Origin of the sequence: Flavobacterium sp. GSB-24 (assembly GCF_027924665.1) — a bacterium.
GTDB lineage: Bacteria > Bacteroidota > Bacteroidia > Flavobacteriales > Flavobacteriaceae > Flavobacterium.
Genome location: NZ_AP027043.1, coordinates 4216309 through 4233840 on the forward strand (window position 1 = coordinate 4216309; position 17532 = coordinate 4233840).

General features: G+C 33.7%; 15 protein-coding genes. 4 read left to right on the plus strand and 11 right to left on the minus strand.

What is annotated here, in order from left to right; genetic code table 11:
* Nucleotides 1-70: 70 nt before the first annotated feature.
* Nucleotides 71-847: a helix-turn-helix transcriptional regulator gene (locus QMG60_RS17975; RefSeq protein WP_281865902.1), complete on the minus strand. Its 777-nt coding sequence runs from the start codon at nucleotides 845-847 to the stop codon at nucleotides 71-73.
* Nucleotides 848-948: 101 nt separating this feature from the next.
* Between QMG60_RS17975 and QMG60_RS17980 the strand changes: the two genes are divergently transcribed.
* Nucleotides 949-1698, plus strand: a complete 750-nt coding sequence (locus QMG60_RS17980; protein ID WP_281865903.1) for a DUF1349 domain-containing protein — start codon at nucleotides 949-951, stop codon at nucleotides 1696-1698.
* Nucleotides 1699-1832: 134 nt separating this feature from the next.
* Nucleotides 1833-2165, plus strand: coding sequence for a YegP family protein (locus tag QMG60_RS17985; RefSeq protein ID WP_057116163.1), 333 nt, complete (start codon nucleotides 1833-1835; stop codon nucleotides 2163-2165).
* A gap of 69 nt (nucleotides 2166-2234) precedes the next feature.
* Here the strand turns inward: QMG60_RS17985 and QMG60_RS17990 are convergent, their stop codons facing one another.
* The 7 genes from QMG60_RS17990 to rhaT all read right to left on the minus strand — a co-directional run bounded on the left by QMG60_RS17990 (nucleotide 2235) and on the right by rhaT (nucleotide 11627).
* Nucleotides 2235-2822, minus strand: a complete 588-nt coding sequence (locus QMG60_RS17990; RefSeq protein WP_281865904.1) for an LUD domain-containing protein — start codon at nucleotides 2820-2822, stop codon at nucleotides 2235-2237.
* Nucleotides 2815-4215, minus strand: coding sequence for a lactate utilization protein B (locus QMG60_RS17995; protein WP_281865905.1), 1401 nt, complete (start codon nucleotides 4213-4215; stop codon nucleotides 2815-2817). The genes QMG60_RS17990 and QMG60_RS17995 overlap by 8 nt, the downstream gene beginning before the upstream one ends.
* Nucleotides 4216-4387: 172 nt before the next feature.
* Complete coding sequence (locus tag QMG60_RS18000) at nucleotides 4388-5128, minus strand: (Fe-S)-binding protein (protein WP_281865906.1); 741 nt, start codon at nucleotides 5126-5128, stop codon at nucleotides 4388-4390.
* 95 nt (nucleotides 5129-5223) lie between these two features.
* Complete coding sequence (locus tag QMG60_RS18005; RefSeq protein ID WP_281865907.1) at nucleotides 5224-6585, minus strand: FGGY-family carbohydrate kinase; 1362 nt, start codon at nucleotides 6583-6585, stop codon at nucleotides 5224-5226.
* A 64-nt stretch (nucleotides 6586-6649) separates the two neighbouring features.
* Nucleotides 6650-7924 (minus strand): TIM barrel protein, encoded by a 1275-nt coding sequence (locus QMG60_RS18010; protein ID WP_281865908.1) that lies wholly within the window; start codon nucleotides 7922-7924, stop codon nucleotides 6650-6652.
* 482 nt (nucleotides 7925-8406) lie between these two features.
* Nucleotides 8407-10548 (minus strand): bifunctional aldolase/short-chain dehydrogenase, encoded by a 2142-nt coding sequence (locus tag QMG60_RS18015; protein WP_281865909.1) that lies wholly within the window; start codon nucleotides 10546-10548, stop codon nucleotides 8407-8409.
* Nucleotides 10549-10577: 29 nt separating this feature from the next.
* Entirely contained in the window at nucleotides 10578-11627 is a 1050-nt protein-coding gene (rhaT, locus tag QMG60_RS18020) for an L-rhamnose/proton symporter RhaT (protein ID WP_281865910.1), read from the minus strand.
* A 386-nt stretch (nucleotides 11628-12013) separates the two neighbouring features.
* Between rhaT and QMG60_RS18025 the strand changes: the two genes are divergently transcribed.
* A complete protein-coding gene (locus tag QMG60_RS18025; RefSeq protein WP_057116171.1) occupies nucleotides 12014-13054 on the plus strand; it encodes a GntR family transcriptional regulator in 1041 nt (346 codons plus the stop codon).
* Nucleotides 13055-13119: 65 nt separating this feature from the next.
* Here the strand turns inward: QMG60_RS18025 and QMG60_RS18030 are convergent, their stop codons facing one another.
* The gene (locus QMG60_RS18030; protein WP_281865911.1) at nucleotides 13120-14343 is read right to left on the minus strand and encodes a serine hydrolase domain-containing protein; all 1224 of its coding nucleotides are present in this window, start codon (nucleotides 14341-14343) and stop codon (nucleotides 13120-13122) included.
* A gap of 169 nt (nucleotides 14344-14512) precedes the next feature.
* Here QMG60_RS18030 and QMG60_RS18035 point away from each other — a divergent pair, with 169 nt between their 5' ends.
* Nucleotides 14513-15268, plus strand: a complete 756-nt coding sequence (locus tag QMG60_RS18035; protein WP_134141951.1) for a LuxR C-terminal-related transcriptional regulator — start codon at nucleotides 14513-14515, stop codon at nucleotides 15266-15268.
* 144 nt (nucleotides 15269-15412) lie between these two features.
* On the opposite strand, the gene QMG60_RS18040 is transcribed toward QMG60_RS18035, so the two are convergent.
* Both QMG60_RS18040 and QMG60_RS18045 read right to left on the minus strand, forming a co-directional pair.
* Entirely contained in the window at nucleotides 15413-15589 is a 177-nt protein-coding gene (locus tag QMG60_RS18040) for a histone H1 (RefSeq protein ID WP_026729959.1), read from the minus strand.
* A 306-nt stretch (nucleotides 15590-15895) separates the two neighbouring features.
* Nucleotides 15896-17218 carry a glycosyl hydrolase family 28 protein gene (locus tag QMG60_RS18045; protein WP_281865912.1) on the minus strand — a complete coding sequence of 441 codons (1323 nt, stop codon included), beginning with the start codon at nucleotides 17216-17218 and terminating at the stop codon, nucleotides 15896-15898.
* Nucleotides 17219-17532: the final 314 nt, after the last annotated feature.

A 17532-nucleotide genomic window follows, 5' to 3' on the forward strand; every position in this document is an offset into this window, starting at 1 on the left:
TAAATATTCGCCAACAAAATTTACGTCGACGTCTTTTGAACAAGTGATTATAAAAATACAAATTAAAAATTTAAAGCGAAATAATTCCCATAACAAAAGCCGTCTGCACTGCCTCTGCCGTATTGGTTACTTTTAGTTTTTCAATGATATTCTGCCTGTGACGACGAACTGTATATACCGAGATATGCATTTCTGAAGCGATTTGCTCGCTTTTGTTTCCTTTTGCAACGCTGGTTAAAACTTCTATTTCTCTTTTTGAAAGAATATTTTCAACCTGATTTTTATACTTCTCAGATTCTATTACTTCGCCCGTTTTTATATTGATAATTTTTCCATCGATTCCTTTTCGGGGCTGTAGATCTGTTGAAGGTAAATATAAACATAGCGCCAAAGAAATACTGCCGTTGCTGAATGTTTTGAGATAAATAGTGCGATGATTGATATGCGAACATTTTTCTACAGAATCTCTCATTTTTAAACGACTGAAAGTACTGTAATTACTATATTCTTCTTGTGGAATTCCTTTTAAAAACTGATAAAAGTTGAGTTCTAAAACATGACGTTCGACTAAATCATCTGGATTTATTTTGGTAAAAATACATTCTTCAAAAGCCGAATCAATTACCGAATTTGCATCCGGAAGTCCGAATACTGCACCGAAACTTCCCGCATAAATATAACTGCAATCTGACTGATAATCGGATAGAACTGCCACACATTGTTCGATCTTTACATAATTGCTTACAAATTGTTTGTACATTTCAATATCATTTGATTCTCCATCATCAAATTTTTGTTCTAAAAATGTAGTAATTAATTCGTTTTCGATTGAAAGCTTCTGTGGCATTTAAAAGAGGAATTGGTTAATTTTACGTATTGCCCTTCTTGAAAAGCAATTTTAATTTTGGAAAACTAAAAATATCATTTAATATCCCAAAAAAGACCATTATGAAAACATTTTTTTACAAGACATTCATTATTTCAAGCCTTTCTATATTTCTAAGCTGTAATTCTAAAAATGAAACTACAAAAGCGACAACTGCAGAAGAAACCAAAAAAGATTCAGCATTTGTAAATGGTTCAACTTGTGATATTAAATTATCTGCCATACATTTTACAAAAGCAGTTAACGGCGCAGATACTTTAATTAAAACTGAAAAAGACGAAAAAATTATATTTAAAGCAGGCGAAAAATCAGATTACTTTTCAGATCCTGATGGAAAATTATCCAATAACACTGCTCCAATGCTTTTGTCTAAAGTCGATAACACGAAACCTTTTACACTTACAGCAAAAGTAACTCCAGAATTTACCGAAAAAGGATTATATAATGCTGGTGTTTTATACATTTATGTAAATGATAGTTTCTACCAAAAATTTTGTTTTGAACAAGACGAAAGAGGAAATCACAGAGTTGTAACGGTACGCACAATGGGTACTTCTGATGACAATAATCATGATGTTGTAAAACAGCCGTCTATTTACATGAAAATTTCTTCGGATACCAAAACGGTTGCCAGCTATTATTCTCTTGATAAGAAAAACTGGCAGATGGTTCGATTGTATAAAAATAATTATCCAAAAGAAATCTGGGCTGGAATTAGTACACAGTGCCCTGTAGATAAAGGAACTCAAAGCACATTTGATCAAATTAACTTGGAAGAAAAAAGTGTATCTGATTTTCGCTTAGGGATTTAATTTCAATTTTTACGATACCTTTTTTATTGTTTAGGTAATCATTTTTTAAAATGATTGTATGATTTATAGGACTAAGTTTTGTATTTTTATATTTATCAAAAATAAAATATTACCTAACTTTAATAAAAAACTACATGGGAAAATTTGTAATTACTAAAAGAACCAACGGTGAATTTCAATTTAATTTGAAAGCTGGAAATGGCCAGACAATTTTGAGCAGCGAAGGTTACTCTACAAAAGCAGGTGCTGAAAACGGAATCGAATCTGTAAAAACAAACTCGCAGGATGATTCTCGTTACAACAAAGAAGAATCGAAAAGTGGTAAACCGTATTTTACATTAAAAGCTGGAAACGGACAGATAATTGGTTCTAGCGAAATGTATGAAAGTACTTCTGCAAGAGATAATGGAATTGCATCTGTAAAATCAAATGCTCCAGACGCAGTAATTGACGATCAAACAGTATAATATAAACTTTTTCAAACATAAAAAAAGCGAGGTACATGCCTCGCTTTTTCTTTATCTCTATATTTTATTTTAATCCAATAAAAACACAATCAATCCTCTGGCTCCATGAGCACCTAGAACCAAAGACTGCTCGATATCTGCGGTTTTTGACGGACCTGCTATAAAAGTTCCGAAACCGTATTCCATGTTTCCGATTCTATTATACGCTTGCTGCATAGTTGGTAAAATGTCTTTTTTCTGAACCACAATTGCTAAATACTGCGCAATAAAAGGCGCCACTCGCTGTCCTAAAATATCATCGGTCACCCAAAGTGCGCTGTTTTCTGCTACGCCAAAATGTGCTTTTATAACTGTTAATTCAACATTCTGCAGTGAATGCGGATCGACCGTTTTCCAGTCTAAAGAAGCAATTTCAGAAAGTTCTGGAAGCGTTGTAATGAGCCTTTTTTCTAAGTTATAATTCGATTTGATGTAATTGATGATTTCATTATAATCAGCAACTTCAACTGGGTCGCCACCAATTCCTTTTAAAACCGTTTTATACGTTTCCAGCACATCAAATTGTTCTGAACCTAAAAGACTTAAATCTGGCAGATCAGCAACCAAATCCGGCTGATTCAGTTTTATTCTATTTAAAATTTCTGCTTTACTACTCATTGTCTTTCGATTTAGATTCTCTTGAATTTTTCTTGTACCATTCTCTAAACGATTCTTCTGGAACGTCTGGCATTTCGCGTTGATCGTACCATTTATTCATCTTATTATTGACCATTCCAGGAATATTTTTCATTACAAATCGGCCTGATTTTCCAGCAATATTAAAGATTGTCGGATTGGCCAAAACTTTTGCCATCGTTTTCATAGCAACGGTTTTTGCTGTTGGCGTATAACCGTCTTTTACCAAAACCTGACGCCATTTGTACAATTGATCATGAATATCAATCTTAACAGGACAAACGTTTGTACAAGAGCCGCAAAGTGTACTTGCAAATGGCAAATCTGCATTTTTGCTCATGTCTAAATTCGGCGCTAAAATAGAACCAATTGGACCTGCTACGGCATTATGATAACTATGTCCGCCGCTTCGTCTGTAAACTGGGCAGGTATTCATACAAGCGCCGCAGCGAATACATTTCAAAGAATTTCTAAAATCTTCTCTGCCTAACTGCTTGCTTCTGCCGTTATCTACAATTACAATGTGCATTTCCTGACCGTCTCTTGGTTTTTTGAAATGACTTGAAAAAGTTGTTATAGGCTGACCAGTGGCACTTCTAGCCAATAATCTTAGAAAAACACCTAAATGTTCTCTTTTCGGAACTAGTTTTTCAAATCCCATACACGCAATGTGGACGTCTGCAAGATGCGCACCCATATCGGCATTTCCTTCATTCGTACAAACTACAAATTCTCCAGTTTCTGCAACAGCAAAATTCACTCCGGTTAAAGCTACTTTTCTAGTCAAAAAAGTATTTCTTAAACTATGACGCGCCGATTCTGTTAAGTACTGCGGATTGAAATTTCCTTTTTCTGTACCTAAATGTTCGTGAAAAGTTTCGCTTACATCTTCTTTCTTTAAGTGAATCGCCGGAAGTACAATATGGCTTGGCGGTTCTTTTCGAAGCTGTACAATATATTCTCCTAAATCAGAATCGATGACTTCAATTCCTTTTTCGGCTAAATAATCATTTAAATGGCATTCTTCTGTAAGCATCGATTTGGATTTCACCATTTGCTTTACATCATGTTTTGCCATGATCGAATGCACTATTTCGTTATGCTCTTTGGCATCTGCTGCCCAATGTACAATTATTCCGTTCCGTTGAGCATTAGCTTCAAATTCAACTAAATAGTCATGAATATTGGAGAGTACATTATTTTTGATTTTGGAAGCGGTTTCGCGAAGCAGTTCCCAATCGGCAATTTGATGAGCAGATTTGTCACGTTTCGCACGCACAAACCAAAGTGTTTCATCATGCCAATTGACACGCTCTACATCTTTGTTGAATTTGGTTGCGGCTTCGCTGTGCGGTATTATTTTTTCTGATGACATTTTTAATTATTTAAAAGTCAATTTTGAAATCTTTATTATTGGTATGTTCTATTTAACCGCAAAGTTCGTAAGGTTTTACGAAAGGTTCGCAAAGCTAATTTTTAATCTTAGCGTGCTTTGCGTATTTTTTCTTTGCGAACTTTGCGGTTAAAAAATACACTCAACATTTATTTTAATTTTCGAGTGAATTTAATATTTCAGCAATATGAATCGTTTTGATCCTGCTTTTTTGTCTTTTTAAAATACCTTCTAAATGCATTAAGCAAGACATATCGCCTCCAGTAATATAATCCACATTATGGCTTTCGTGATCTTTAATACGATCTTGTCCCATTTTCACAGAAACTGCTTCTTCGGTAACGCAAAACGTACCTCCAAAGCCACAGCATTCGTCTTTTCTAGTTAAAGCAACCAAATCAAGACCTTCAATATTGTGCAATAATTGTTCTGGTTTAGAGAAAAATGGCGCGTTTAATTCAGACATCTGCGAAAGCTTTAATCCACGCTGACCGTGACAGCTTACGTGCATTCCAACTTTATAAGGAAATCTTCCGTCAATATGGTCGATTTTTAAAATGTCGGTTATAAACTCTGTTAGTTCGTAAACCGTATTTCGAATTGCTGCTGCTTTATCTTCTTGGTTTTCGTCGTGCAAATGGTCTTTTACATGTAAAACACAACTTCCAGAAGGACAGACGATATAATCAAATCCAGAAAAATTGGCAATAAAATTAGCGTCACATCCTTTTGTTAAATGTGCATAACCGCTGTTTGCCATTGGCTGTCCGCAGCAGGTCTGCCCCATTGGAAACTCGACGTCACAGCCTAATTTTTGAAGTAATTCGTAGGTTGCAATTCCTACTTTTGGATAAAATTGGTCGACATAACAAGGTATAAAAAGTCCAATTTTCATGTTGTAGTATTTAGTGTGTTGTTCATTAGGCGTATACTGTAAAAATGTAAAAAATACGTTTCTCAGCAAATTTACAACATACAGACCGTTTTTACCTAATGTTTATAGAATTTCAAGTCAATTAAATCGTTCTGAATTGGTTTTGGATTCCAGTTTTGATGAATAGCCAATGCCGCGCCCAATGCACTTGCCTGCGCCATTGAAGCCGCATAGACTTCTACATCTGGAAAAGCTTCTGCTAACAAATTCATATAAATAGAATTTTTACTGAAACCTCCGTCTACAAAAATCTTTTTTACCGGGCTGTTATGAATAACTAAATTGGTAGAAAAAACCTGCTGTTCTACCAAATCCAGCATTAATTGATGATAAGCCGTTTCGTAATCTTTATAGTAAGAAAGATCTCTTTTTTGAAAAGGACATTCATTTAAAATATCAAAATCGTACTTTTTAGGATAGATAATTTGAAAATTGAGCGAGCGTAAATTGGCTACGATTTTCTTATCAAAATAAACTTCTTTGTACGTATCAATAGCTACATTAAAATGCTGTGCCAAACGTTTGGTTTGCATTTCATGTTCGTTTCCAGCAAACAAACGTGCTGCTTTTACAGGCTTTTCGGTGTACTGCATATAACAAAGACAGTCATTTTGCAATTCGTCAAAAGTTAGAGGTTTATTATTGAACGGATTTAAAGAAATACTCCAAGTTCCTGTTGACAATAAAACAAAAGGTTCTGTAAAATTGATCGTGTACGGAATAATTGCGGATGAACTATCATGAAGACCAACACCAACAGCAAGATTATCGCTATTCATAATTACATCTTTACCGTAATGAATTGGCGGAATTTTAGATGCTATATTTTCTTGTTTCAGCCATTTATGGTATTTCATTTTTTTGAAGTTCCACAAATTGGTATGACAGCCAATACTGGTAATATCAGCGTATGCTTCATTGGTTAAAAGAAAACTCAAAAACTGCGGCAGGTGCAGACAGTATTTTATTTTTTCAAATATTTCGGGCTTTTCTTCTTTCAATCGGTAAATCTGCATTCCCGAATTTAAACTGCCCAAAACTGGAGAAGCTGTTTTTACAGCAAACTTTTTCTCTCCTTTATATTTTTCATAGAAATCAGCTTTTAATTCCTCTGGATAATCTTTTAGGTAATTATACAGAGGAGTTAAAACTTTTCCTTTTTCGTCAATATACACAAAACTAGCTCCGTAAGTACTAAAGTTAATGGCTTTCAAAACATATTCCGTCAGCTCTTTTATTTCAGATAATCGGTCTAAAATCCAATTTTTAAGTACTTCGATATCTTCACACGGAAATCCATCTTCGTCTGTGGTTTCTTCCAGATTTACTGATTTCTCCCAGACAATTTTATAATTTTCGTTAAATAAAAAAACCTTTTTGTTTGTTTTACCAATATCAAAAATCGCAACTACATTCATTTTTTTAATTGTAAATTGTTAATTATCAATTGTCAATTTATAATTAACAATTAATAATTTATAATTATAATCCAGTTGCCAATGTTTTTAAACCTCTTTCGCCAATTAGGTTTTCTCTAACCTGAAGTGAACGATATAATGCTACTGGATTTAAAGCTGCGCCAGAACGAAGACGAGCTTCTGCTACTAACGCGCGAACATCTGTACGGAATGCATTTTGAAGGATTTCCTGCGCTTTTACGACATCATTTTCTTCTTGTGCCTGCTCTAATGCTTTTCTATCTACAGAAAGTGCTTGAGCATAAGCAATCATAATAGCTTCTACAGATTGCAATAAATCTTCTAAAGGATCTTTGATGTTATGAGAAGCATCGATCATCCAGCCTAAATCTTTGGCGTGATTCATTCCTCTAGCATCCATTCCTTCAACTAATTCATTGAAAATCAAGAATAATTGATACGGTTTTAATGCTCCGGCAGTTAAATCGTCATCGCCGTATTTTGAATCATTAAAGTGGAATCCGCCTAATTTGTTTTCCATCAATAATAAAGAAACAATCTGCTCAATATTAGCGTTTGGCAGGTGATGTCCTAAATCGACTAAAGTCTGCGCTTTGTCGCCTAACTTTTTAACATACGAATAAGACTGCCCCCAATCTGCTACAGTCGTAGAATAAAAGTTAGGCTCTGCGCATTTGTATTCTAAAAATAATTTCCAGTTTGAAGGCAATGCATCGTAGATTTCCTCTAAACTTTCTAATGTATTTTGATATGCTTTTCTAAAGTTTAATTGTCCAGGAAAATTAGAACCGTCTGCTAGCCAAATGGTAAGCGACTCAGATCCTAATTCGATTCCGTGCTGGATAACTTCTATATTGTGAGCAATTGCCTGTTTGCGAACTGCTTTATTTACGTTTTGTAAAGAACCGTATCTATATGAATTTGAAGCATCTGCCTGATCTTGAAAAGTATTCGAGTTCATGGCATCAAACTTTAAGCCGTATTGTGCTGCAAGTGCTTTAATTGAATTGTAGTTGGTTGGGATATCCCACGGAATATGAAGTGAAATGGCTCCAGAAGCGCTGTTTAATTTATGAAGCAAACCAACATCTTCGATTTTTTCTTCGATAGAACGAGGTTCTCCGCCGCCAGCAAAACGCCCGAATCTAGTTCCTCCTGTTCCTAAAGCCCAAGATGGAATTGCAATTTGAAAGTCGATTAATTTCTGGATAATCGATTCTGTATCATTTATTTCTGATGCTGTAAAAACTAATTTATTCTGGTGTTTTTTTAATAAATCTTCGTTATGAGATTCAATGTGGTTTGATGAGATTAACATAGTAATTTGATATTTTAATAGAGTTTACAAGATATATAATTTTATACTTTTAGTATACTTTTTAACACACAGTTCCCAATTCACACGCGGATTAGACGGATTCGCTATCGCGAAAACGCTGATCTACACAGATTTTTTGTTTTCTGATTTTTCGCAGATTTATTCCTGAATATCTGTTATTAAAAATAAAATTAATAATCTGCTTAATCTGTCTAAATCTGCGTGAAACAAAAAATCCGTTTTATCTGTGTCTTCGCGATAGCGAATCCGTTCCATCTGCGTTTTATGAGTTCCATGCGTTTAAATACTTCAACTTATAAATTTATAATAATTTAAACTCTGGTTTTTACTTCACTTTTTTTGTTTTTTATAAGTTTAAAAGCGATGTGTCTAAAAAAATCTAACGTTCGAAAGATTCGAACGTTAGACCACAAAAAACCACTTTTGCTTAAACAAACTTATATAAAAAACCTAAACAATCTTTATCTATAAAAGCCCATTGCTACGCCGCCGTCTACGTTTAATGCGTTTCCTGTAGATTTACCAAGTAAACCTCCAACAAAAGCATAACAAGCATTTGCAATATCATCAGGCAATATGATTTCATTTAATAACGTACGTTTTGCATAGTAAGCTGGCAGTTCTTCAACTGTAACTCCGTAAGCTTTTGCACGACCTTCTGCCCATCCGCCAGACCAAATATTAGAGTCTGAAATTACGGCATCAGGATTTACTGTATTCACACGTATTTTGTCTGCTCCTAATTCGGCAGCCATTAAACGTGTTAGATGCGCCTGCGCTGCTTTAGCCGAACCATAACCTGGATTATTCGGACCTGCAACTACAGCATTTTTAGAAACGATATTTACAATATCTCCTCCAAAACCTTGCTTGCGCATTACTTCGATTCCGGCTTTAGAAACAATGAATTGTCCTTTTACCAAGATATCGTATAGTCTGTCCCACTCTTCTAAAGTGTGTTCTGCGATCGATTTAGAAATACTTATTCCAGCGTTGTTTACTACGATGTCAACACCTCCAAAAGCTAAAGAAGCTTCGTCTAATGCTTTTTCTGTGCTTACTTCATCAGTAACATTTAATAAAGTGCTAGAAACGGCATCTTTTCCAAATGCTTTAATAAACTCAGCTGCTGCACCTTCTAAACGCTCTTCGTTAATATCATTAATTACAACACAAGCACCTTCCTGTGCGAATTTTTTAGCAATAGCTTTACCTATTCCGCCTGCTGAACCTGTAATCAAAGCTACTCTTCCAGATAGTGCTTTTGGTTTTGGCATACGCTGTAATTTAGCTTCTTCCAATAACCAATATTCGATATCGAAAGCTTCTTGGTGCGGTAAAGATGTATATTCTGAAACTGCTTCAGCACCTTTCATTACGTTTACTGCATTGATGTAATATTCAGAGGCTAAACGCGCCATTGTTTTATCTTTAGCAAAAGTGAACATACCAACTCCAGGATATAAAATTACCACTGGGTTTGGATCACGCATTGCCGGCGAATTTGATTTTTTACAGGCATTGTAATAGTCTTTGTACATGGCACGGTAAGCTTCAAAAGCAGGTGTTAATTTTGCTTTTATTGCATCAACATTCGATAAATCTTCGTTTGGATCTAATTCTAAAACCAATGGACTTATCTTAGTTCTCAAAAAGTGATCTGGACAAGAAGTTCCTAATGGAGCTAATTTTGAAAGATCATTCGAATTAATGAATTCCAAAACTCTTGCATCGTCTGTATAATGACCAATCATCTGACGCTCTGACGAACAGAAACCTCTTAAGATTGGAGCTACTTTCGCTGCTTTTAATTTACGATCTGCTTCAGGAAGACTTTCAATTTTCTGACCTCCAAAAACAGGACGTTTTTTTCCGTAATTATTCTCTAAATACGAAGCACATTTCTCTATTACTTCCAGCGTATTAATATAACTATCAAACGCAGTATCTCCCCAAGTAAATAAACCATGAGAACCTAACATGATTCCGCGTAGTTTTTTACCGTTTTTTGCTGCTTCTTCTAAACAAGCTCTCAACTGAAGACCAAGATCAAATCCTGGACGCTGCCAGCCTACCCAGCCAATTTCTCCGTTAAATAATTCTTCTGTTATCTTCTTTCCATCTTTCGCTGCAGCAATAGCAATTGCCGCGTCTGGATGTAAGTGATCGATATGTTTGAACGGAAGAAAACCGTGTAAAGGTGTATCGATAGAAGGTGCTTTTGAAGCTAAATCGAAAATACAGTGGTTGAATAACTCTACCATTTCATCTTCAAACTCGATTCCTTTGTACACATTTTCCAGATTACGAAGTCTGTCTAAATACAAAGCCGCACAACCTGATTTTGTTAATGTTCCAATATCTCCACCAGAACCTTTAATCCACATTACTTCAGAAGATTCTCCTGTTAAAGGATCTTTATCTGTAATTTTTACAGAAGTGTTTCCACCTCCGTAGTTGGTCAATCTTAAATCAGCTCCTAACAAGTTAGAACGATAAATAAAAAGCGCCACTTCATCTCCTGCTAATGCTGCTGCCTTAGCTTCATCCCAAAGGTAGCTTACATGCTTAAAATTCATATTAATTGTGTTTGTATTCGACATATACTATTTGTATTATTTCTTGTATTTATTTATAATGAGTTACCAATTCCTACCAAAACGATTGCAAGCATAATAAGCCCAATGCCCCAGAAAAAAGTACTTAATGTTTTTTTAGAAACACCTTTCCATTCTTTCAAATAAAATCCCCAAAAGTTTGCTGTTAAAATAATGGTCGCCATGTGCAGAATCCAAGAGCTGGCACCATTCCCCAGTTTGCTCTCTCCCATTCCGTAAAAGAAAAATTGTAAAAACCACATGGTTCCGGCAAGAGCAGAAAACAAAACATTTTTAGTAATCGGAGTAGATTTATCTGTGTAATTTTTAATCGATTTATTTTTAAAATTCAAATAAAGACACCAGATAAAGTTGGTTGTTAATCCGCCCCAGAGCAAAACAACATAAGTCACATTATTTTGAAATAAAGGATTAGAGCCAGTTATTACCGCTTGCTCTGCCATTGATTTTCCTGCTTCGATTCCGTAATTAAAAAATGAGCTTAAAATTCCTGAAATCACAGCAACAATCAGTCCTTTTACCAAATTGAAATCTTTGTCTTTATCCTCATGCCCTGTCGCAAAATCTTTCTCTTTAAGCATTCCCGCTTTTCCAGAAATAGCAATTCCTATAAGATATACCACCACTCCTAACAAAACGATCTGTCCGCCAGTATTAGAAAGCATGTGAGAAAATGAAATCTTACCTTCTGTTGGAACAAAATCATAATAAATTGAAGGTACTAAAGCTCCAAATGCGGAGCAGAAACCTAAAGTAATTGAATTTCCTAAAGACATTCCCAAGTAACGAACTCCCAAACCATAAGTCAACCCGCCAATTCCCCAGATTAATCCCATTGAATAAGTAAAGGCTTTTATTGATGGAGAAGCTTCTGCAATAATCTCAACAAAATTTGGAATCGTTAAGTAAGCTGCAATTGGCGGAACGATCAGCCAAGAGAAAAATCCTCCTACCAGCCAATAGCTTTCCCAAGCCCAGTCCTTTACTCTTTTAAAAGGCATATAAAAACTACCTGAAGAAAATCCTCCGATAGAATGAAAAATGATTCCTAATAATGATTCCATTTAATAATTTTTGGTTTAAGGTTTGTTTGATAGTAATTTGGTTTTGTAAAATAATAGAATGTCAAAAACAAAACTGTCCTGTACTATCCTTTATAGTTCTTGTGTTTTTTTGTTAAAACTAAGGATTATTAGAAATAAGGCACTGTAATTATTGGGTAAATAAATTTAAAATAGCTATTTTAGCAATCGATTTCGTAATTATTGAATCCTCATTTAGGACAAAATTCAAGAATTATAAAAAAAGTATTACAAGCCTTATTATATTCTCTTTTTTAAAAAAGTAAAATAATTTAGCCACTATAGTTATTTCACTTAAAAAAAGAGGAAGAAAGTTAGAATCAAAATTGGTTTCGTCGAAAGATGAAACAAATTTCCAAGACATAATCATGATTAAACTAATTAAAATAGACGAAGATTCAAGAGTACCTAAATACAAACAGATTGTTGACTCTATTCTTCAAAACATCGCCAACGGAAATTTAAAAATCAACCAAAAAATTCCCTCCATAAATAGTTTTAGTGAAGAATTTTATATGTCTCGAGACACTGTCGAAAAGGCTTATAATATTTTGAAGGAACGTAAAATTATTTCTTCGATTAGAGGAAAAGGATACTACATTACAAGAACAAAACTAGAATCGAAAGTCAATATTTTGTTCCTGACCAATAAACTGAGTTCTTATAAAATGAAGACTTATAGTTCTTTCATTAATACTCTTGGAGCAAATGCACACGTTGACCTGCAAATTTATCATTGTGACGAAACTTTATTTTTGAACATTTTAGATAAGTTTGAAGGCGCTTACGACTATTATGTAATTACAACCCATTTTAAAACTGACGAACTTAAGCATTTGAGTTTTACAGATGAAGTGGTGAATGCCATAAAAAATATTCCGACAGAAAAGCTGGTTGTTCTGGATAATATTAAATTAGGAACCAGCGACGATGTCATTAAGATTTATCAGGATTTTGAAAATGATATTTACAATGCCTTAAAAGAAGGCCTTTCTAAAATAGCCAAATACAAACGCTTAATTTTAGTTTATCCCGACAAAGCTGTTTATCCATATCCAAGAAGAATTTTACATGGATTTAGAAAGTTCTGTGTCGAACATGATATCAATTTTGAAATTTTAAGTGAAGTTTACGATGATATGATTCTTAAAAAAGGAGATTTATTTATCACCATCGAAGAATCTGATTTAGTTAATTTAATGAAACAAATTCGTGATGAAGAATATGTTTTAGGAAAAGAAATTGGAGTTATTTCTTATAATGATACACCTCTTAAAGAACTATTAGGAATTACAGTAATGTCAACTGACTTTAATATCATGGGTGAAACAGCCGCACGAATGATTTTGAATAAAGAAAAAGGTCAGGTAAAAGTTCCTTTTAATTTTATTGATAGAAATTCTATTTAAGATGCTAAGGTTCTGAGATGCTGAGATTCTGAGTTTTTTTCTTAGAAACTTAGTATCTCAGAAACTTACTTTTTATCATACGGAATATATTGATCCCACTCCCAGGGTGTGTAAGTATCTTTGATTCCTATTTCTAGCAAATATTTTATTATTTTCCCTGTCGAATAGCTATTAGACATTATCAGCATTGCAATTCCTTTATCCTGAAAAACAATACTATAATTCTGAAAACCTGAACCCTGTCCTTCTTTAAAGGCTCCATATCCGTAAGGTGATTTTACTATTCCCCAGCCCAGTCCATACGAAAGCTCCGTTTTGTCATTCCAATTCCCGTCTTCTAATGCTCCTGGCCCAAACTGATTTTTGGAGCGAATACGAATCTGCGGACTAAACATTTCTTTGTACGACTTGTCTTTTAGTATTTTTTTGTTCAAAATAGCGGTTATAAATTTACTGTAATCTTCTATCGTAGTTTCAAGTGTTCCCGCTCCTCTTGGCGCGTTGTCTTTATCTTTTTCCTGAACCTTTCCATCGTTATCATATCCGTAGGCAAAATCTTTCTCAAATTTATCCTGCCAGCGGTAGCTTGAATAATTCATCCCAAGCGGTTTAAATATTTTATCCTGAGCCAGTTCTTCCAAAGGTTTTCCTGTAATTTTCTCTAATACTACCTGAAGATATGTAAGCCCTTCACCCGAATAACTGTATCGGCTTCCAGGTTCAAACTTAACTTTAAGCTTTTCATCTGTTTCAAACCAGCGCCAGTTAGGCAAACCCGATGTATGATCTAGGCACATTCTTGCCGTTATCTTTTTGTATTCAGGATACGATTTTAATTCTTTAAAATCTTCATGCCATACTTTAAAATCATATTCATAAATGGGTTTTGGAAGATAATCTTGAAGTGGTTTGTCTAAGGTTATTACGCCTTCTTCAACCAATTTCATAACCAAAACAGCAAATACAGCTTTACTAAAAGAGGCTCCATAAAGATTTGTCTGCAATTCTAATTTCTTTTTTGTTTCGATATTACTAAAACCAAAAGTTTTCATATAAACAGGTTTTTTAGCATTAAAAACAGAAATAGCTAATCCTTTTACATCGGCTTTACCCATAAGGTTTTCAATTGCAACGGTCAAACTATCAGCAGAAATTGTGCTTCCATCAAGTCTTTTAATGACCGGATTTTGTCCTTGAACAGAAATTATATTTATAAAAAAAATAACAAGAAAAAGATTTTTCATGATTAAGATGTATTCAGTGTTACTAATTAATGCTGCTTTTATCATTTTTTTTGAGTAATACACTCAAGCAAAACAACTTGACAATAAATCAAATAAAATGACTAAGAATTTTATAATTAATTTAAAAACCATTTTTTACTATATTTCAGTCCTATAATCACACAAATATATTAGCCGTTAAAGCATAAGACAATACTGATAAATAACCATTTTTATGAGAAGCATAAAAGATGATTTGAGCAAACAGCTTTTGGAGCAAAAAAACTCGCATAGCTTACATCCTACACAAGATTTAAAAGCATTTCAAAAAATTGCGCAGAATTTTGCTAATTTAGAAAACGGCATTGCGGTGCTAAGCGATTTATATAATAACAAAAGTTATATCTATTCTGGTAAAATTACCGATGAACTAGGAATTTTTAAGAAAGATCAAGTCCAGGAAATAGAAAGTATATGGGAAGATGAACTTTTTGGCAAATTGAATTCTGACGATGTATTGCAAAAATATCTTTTGGAACTCCATTTTTTTCAGTTTATAAAAACGGTTTCTATTGAGGAAAGAAAGGACTTTTGTATCACTAGCAAACTGAGAATGAATGATGAAACGTCTGGAAAGTCTCTCGTGCACAAAATGTTTTATTTTTCAAATCAATATGAAGATGTAGAATTGGCTCTTTGTCTTTATAATTTTGATTTTTCTCTAGCTCTTCAATATGAAGGAGCCATTATGAATACTGCAAACGGAAATATTGTGGAGGAAAATATAACTAGCAATACCTCTTTTCTTTCGGCTAGGGAAAAAGAAATTCTAAAAATGCTCCAAAAAGGAAAACAAAGTAAAGAAATTGCTTCTCTTTTATTTATAAGTATTAATACTGTAAGCCGCCATAGGCAAAACATTCTGGAAAAAATGAAAGTCAACAATACTGCTGAGGCATGTACGCTTGCTGCAAAACTGAAGTGGATATAGTTTTTTTTGAGGTGCAAAGTGACAGTGGAACAAAGGCTCAGAGTTTTTTTCTGAAATTAAAAAGTATCTAAGTATCTTAATTCTTAATTTTCAACGAAACAAAAACCATAAAAAAACCCCATCTGATGATGGGGTTTAATTGTATTATTTTTTTGATTCTTCGATAGAAACTTTTCTGAACTCTTTTAAAAGTTTTTCAATTTCTAAAGTCGCTTTACGTGCTCTTGGACCTGCTGCTTTAATTCCTTTTTCAGTTAAAGATTCAGCTTCTGCTTTAAATGTGTCAATTTCGGCGTTGATTTTTACTAATAAATCTTTCATGCTTATATATTGTTAAATTAAGCCACAAAAATAAAAGTTTGTGTGATAGTTACAACAAAATTGCTGTTAAATTTAATGCAGTTTTTCATTCATTTTCTTTACAATAAATTGACCTCACGATTTTGCAAAAACACAGCAAACACAAACAACTAACAATCAAATACTTATTTACAAAACAAAATAATCATAATCCTTTTGAAGCTTTGTACATAGCTTTTGTTCTACTAAAAAAATGTATGAAAATATAGCAGAGAACGCTGTGTTGTATGCTTTAAAAGTGGAAAAATTACTCAAAAAAAGGAAATTTTACTCGGTCAACATCTTATTGATGTATACATTTTTTAAAATAACACCGTCGATAATGCTTTTATCAAACTTAGTTTTTACAGTTTCTATATTTAAATTTTCAAATTTAAAATTAGTCAAGCGAACATTGGGATCTTTTTCTACTCCGTAAAAATTACTGCACTTAAGATCAATGTTTCTCAAAGTAATATGATCGCCATAAGACAAAGGAATATCTGCACGACTTTTTAAATCATAAAATTGTCGCCAAGCAAAAATTGCCAAACCAGTTTCGGCTTCACCTTTTATATTTTCAACCAAAATGTATTCATACCGCTGTGGAGTGTCTGGGCGCATTTTTAGCCAAAGCAATCTTGAAGCTCCATCGATTTTACTGTTCCGAAATATAACATTACGGTTATGAATCGCTTCACTCCCATTTGTCAAAGCCGAATGACAAAACCCAAAAGTACAGTCTTCAATTATAATATTTTTGTTTGGTCCGTTATTTTTATCTTGATCCGGATAAGGTCCTTTACCGCCTTTTAAAGCAACTGCATCATCATTAACAGACATGTAGCAGTCTTTTATCAAAACATTTTCGCAAACATCGAGATCGACGGCATCTGTACTTGGCGCTTTGATGCCAATGTGCGGTGAAAAAACATGAAGTCCGAGCAGTTTTACATTCTTACATTTATAAAAATGATTCGTCCAAAAACCAGAATTGACCATTTTTACCTCTTGAAACTGTACATTATTAGAGTTCCAAACAAAAACCAATCTTGGCCTTGAAACCTCAAGATTAGTACAATCTGGATTTTCACTGCGTCTTTTCCAAAAAGCTTCCCAAAACTTTTTTCCGTTTCCGTTTATTGTGCCTTCGCCAGAAATAGAAAAATAATCCACTCCATAGGCATTAATCAAAGCAGGAAAATAATCTAAGTTCTGTCCTTCCATACGCGAGGGCATTATTGGATAATCTGCGATAGTATCAGAACCTTTTAAAACTGCGTCTTTTGCCAAATGCAAAACTGTTTTTGGTTTAAAAAATAAAGCACCGCTTAAAAACACACCTTGCGGAATCACAATCACGCCGCCTCCGTTCTCCGATGCTTTATCGATAACAGCTTGTATAGTTTTGGTTTGAAGTAAAGTACTATCGTTTTTAACTCCAAAATTTGTAATTACATATTGCTTTCCTAAATTTTCAAGCTTTAATTTTTGATGTTCTTTAAACCAGTTAGCTATTGGAGTTCCATCAGGAAAATTTTCTGTTTGCTGCTGTGAAAAAGAGAAATTAAATACTCCTATAATAAATAGCATTAAAAGATTATTTCTCATTTCAAAAACATTTTTTACCGGTTAATTATTGTTTCAACTTTTATTTTGGGCGAAAGCTGTTTCGCTGACCTAATATTTAAATCTTTATTCGCACTTAACTCCCAAGCTACAATCGCATAATAGCTAATTTCTTTATCAAAATAGAATAAATATTTTTCTAATTAATCTTTCCGAGACGCTCCCTTTATATCAAAATCGCTTTTTTAGATAATTAAGTAATGGGAAGATAAATTGACATTGTTTTTTTCATTCTATCTGATTTTTATTTTTTAGAACAATTTAAGGGTTTTAATTGTCATTATAACACTTCAAAT

Bases quoted from the DNA above. Each gene is read 5' to 3' on its own strand.
- QMG60_RS17975 (WP_281865902.1), bottom strand. From the start codon at position 847: ATGCCACAGAAGCTTTCAATCGAAAACGAATTAATTACTACATTTTTA.
- QMG60_RS17980 (WP_281865903.1), top strand. From the start codon at position 949: ATGAAAACATTTTTTTACAAGACATTCATTATTTCAAGCCTTTCTATA.
- QMG60_RS17985 (WP_057116163.1), top strand. From the start codon at position 1,833: ATGGGAAAATTTGTAATTACTAAAAGAACCAACGGTGAATTTCAATTT.
- QMG60_RS17990 (WP_281865904.1), bottom strand. From the start codon at position 2,822: ATGAGTAGTAAAGCAGAAATTTTAAATAGAATAAAACTGAATCAGCCG.
- QMG60_RS17995 (WP_281865905.1), bottom strand. From the start codon at position 4,215: ATGTCATCAGAAAAAATAATACCGCACAGCGAAGCCGCAACCAAATTC.
- QMG60_RS18000 (WP_281865906.1), bottom strand. From the start codon at position 5,128: ATGAAAATTGGACTTTTTATACCTTGTTATGTCGACCAATTTTATCCA.
- QMG60_RS18005 (WP_281865907.1), bottom strand. From the start codon at position 6,585: ATGAATGTAGTTGCGATTTTTGATATTGGTAAAACAAACAAAAAGGTT.
- QMG60_RS18010 (WP_281865908.1), bottom strand. From the start codon at position 7,924: ATGTTAATCTCATCAAACCACATTGAATCTCATAACGAAGATTTATTA.
- QMG60_RS18015 (WP_281865909.1), bottom strand. From the start codon at position 10,548: ATGTCGAATACAAACACAATTAATATGAATTTTAAGCATGTAAGCTAC.
- rhaT (WP_281865910.1), bottom strand. From the start codon at position 11,627: ATGGAATCATTATTAGGAATCATTTTTCATTCTATCGGAGGATTTTCT.
- QMG60_RS18025 (WP_057116171.1), top strand. From the start codon at position 12,014: ATGATTAAACTAATTAAAATAGACGAAGATTCAAGAGTACCTAAATAC.
- QMG60_RS18030 (WP_281865911.1), bottom strand. From the start codon at position 14,343: ATGATAAAAGCAGCATTAATTAGTAACACTGAATACATCTTAATCATG.
- QMG60_RS18035 (WP_134141951.1), top strand. From the start codon at position 14,513: ATGAGAAGCATAAAAGATGATTTGAGCAAACAGCTTTTGGAGCAAAAA.
- QMG60_RS18040 (WP_026729959.1), bottom strand. From the start codon at position 15,589: ATGAAAGATTTATTAGTAAAAATCAACGCCGAAATTGACACATTTAAA.
- QMG60_RS18045 (WP_281865912.1), bottom strand. From the start codon at position 17,218: ATGAGAAATAATCTTTTAATGCTATTTATTATAGGAGTATTTAATTTC.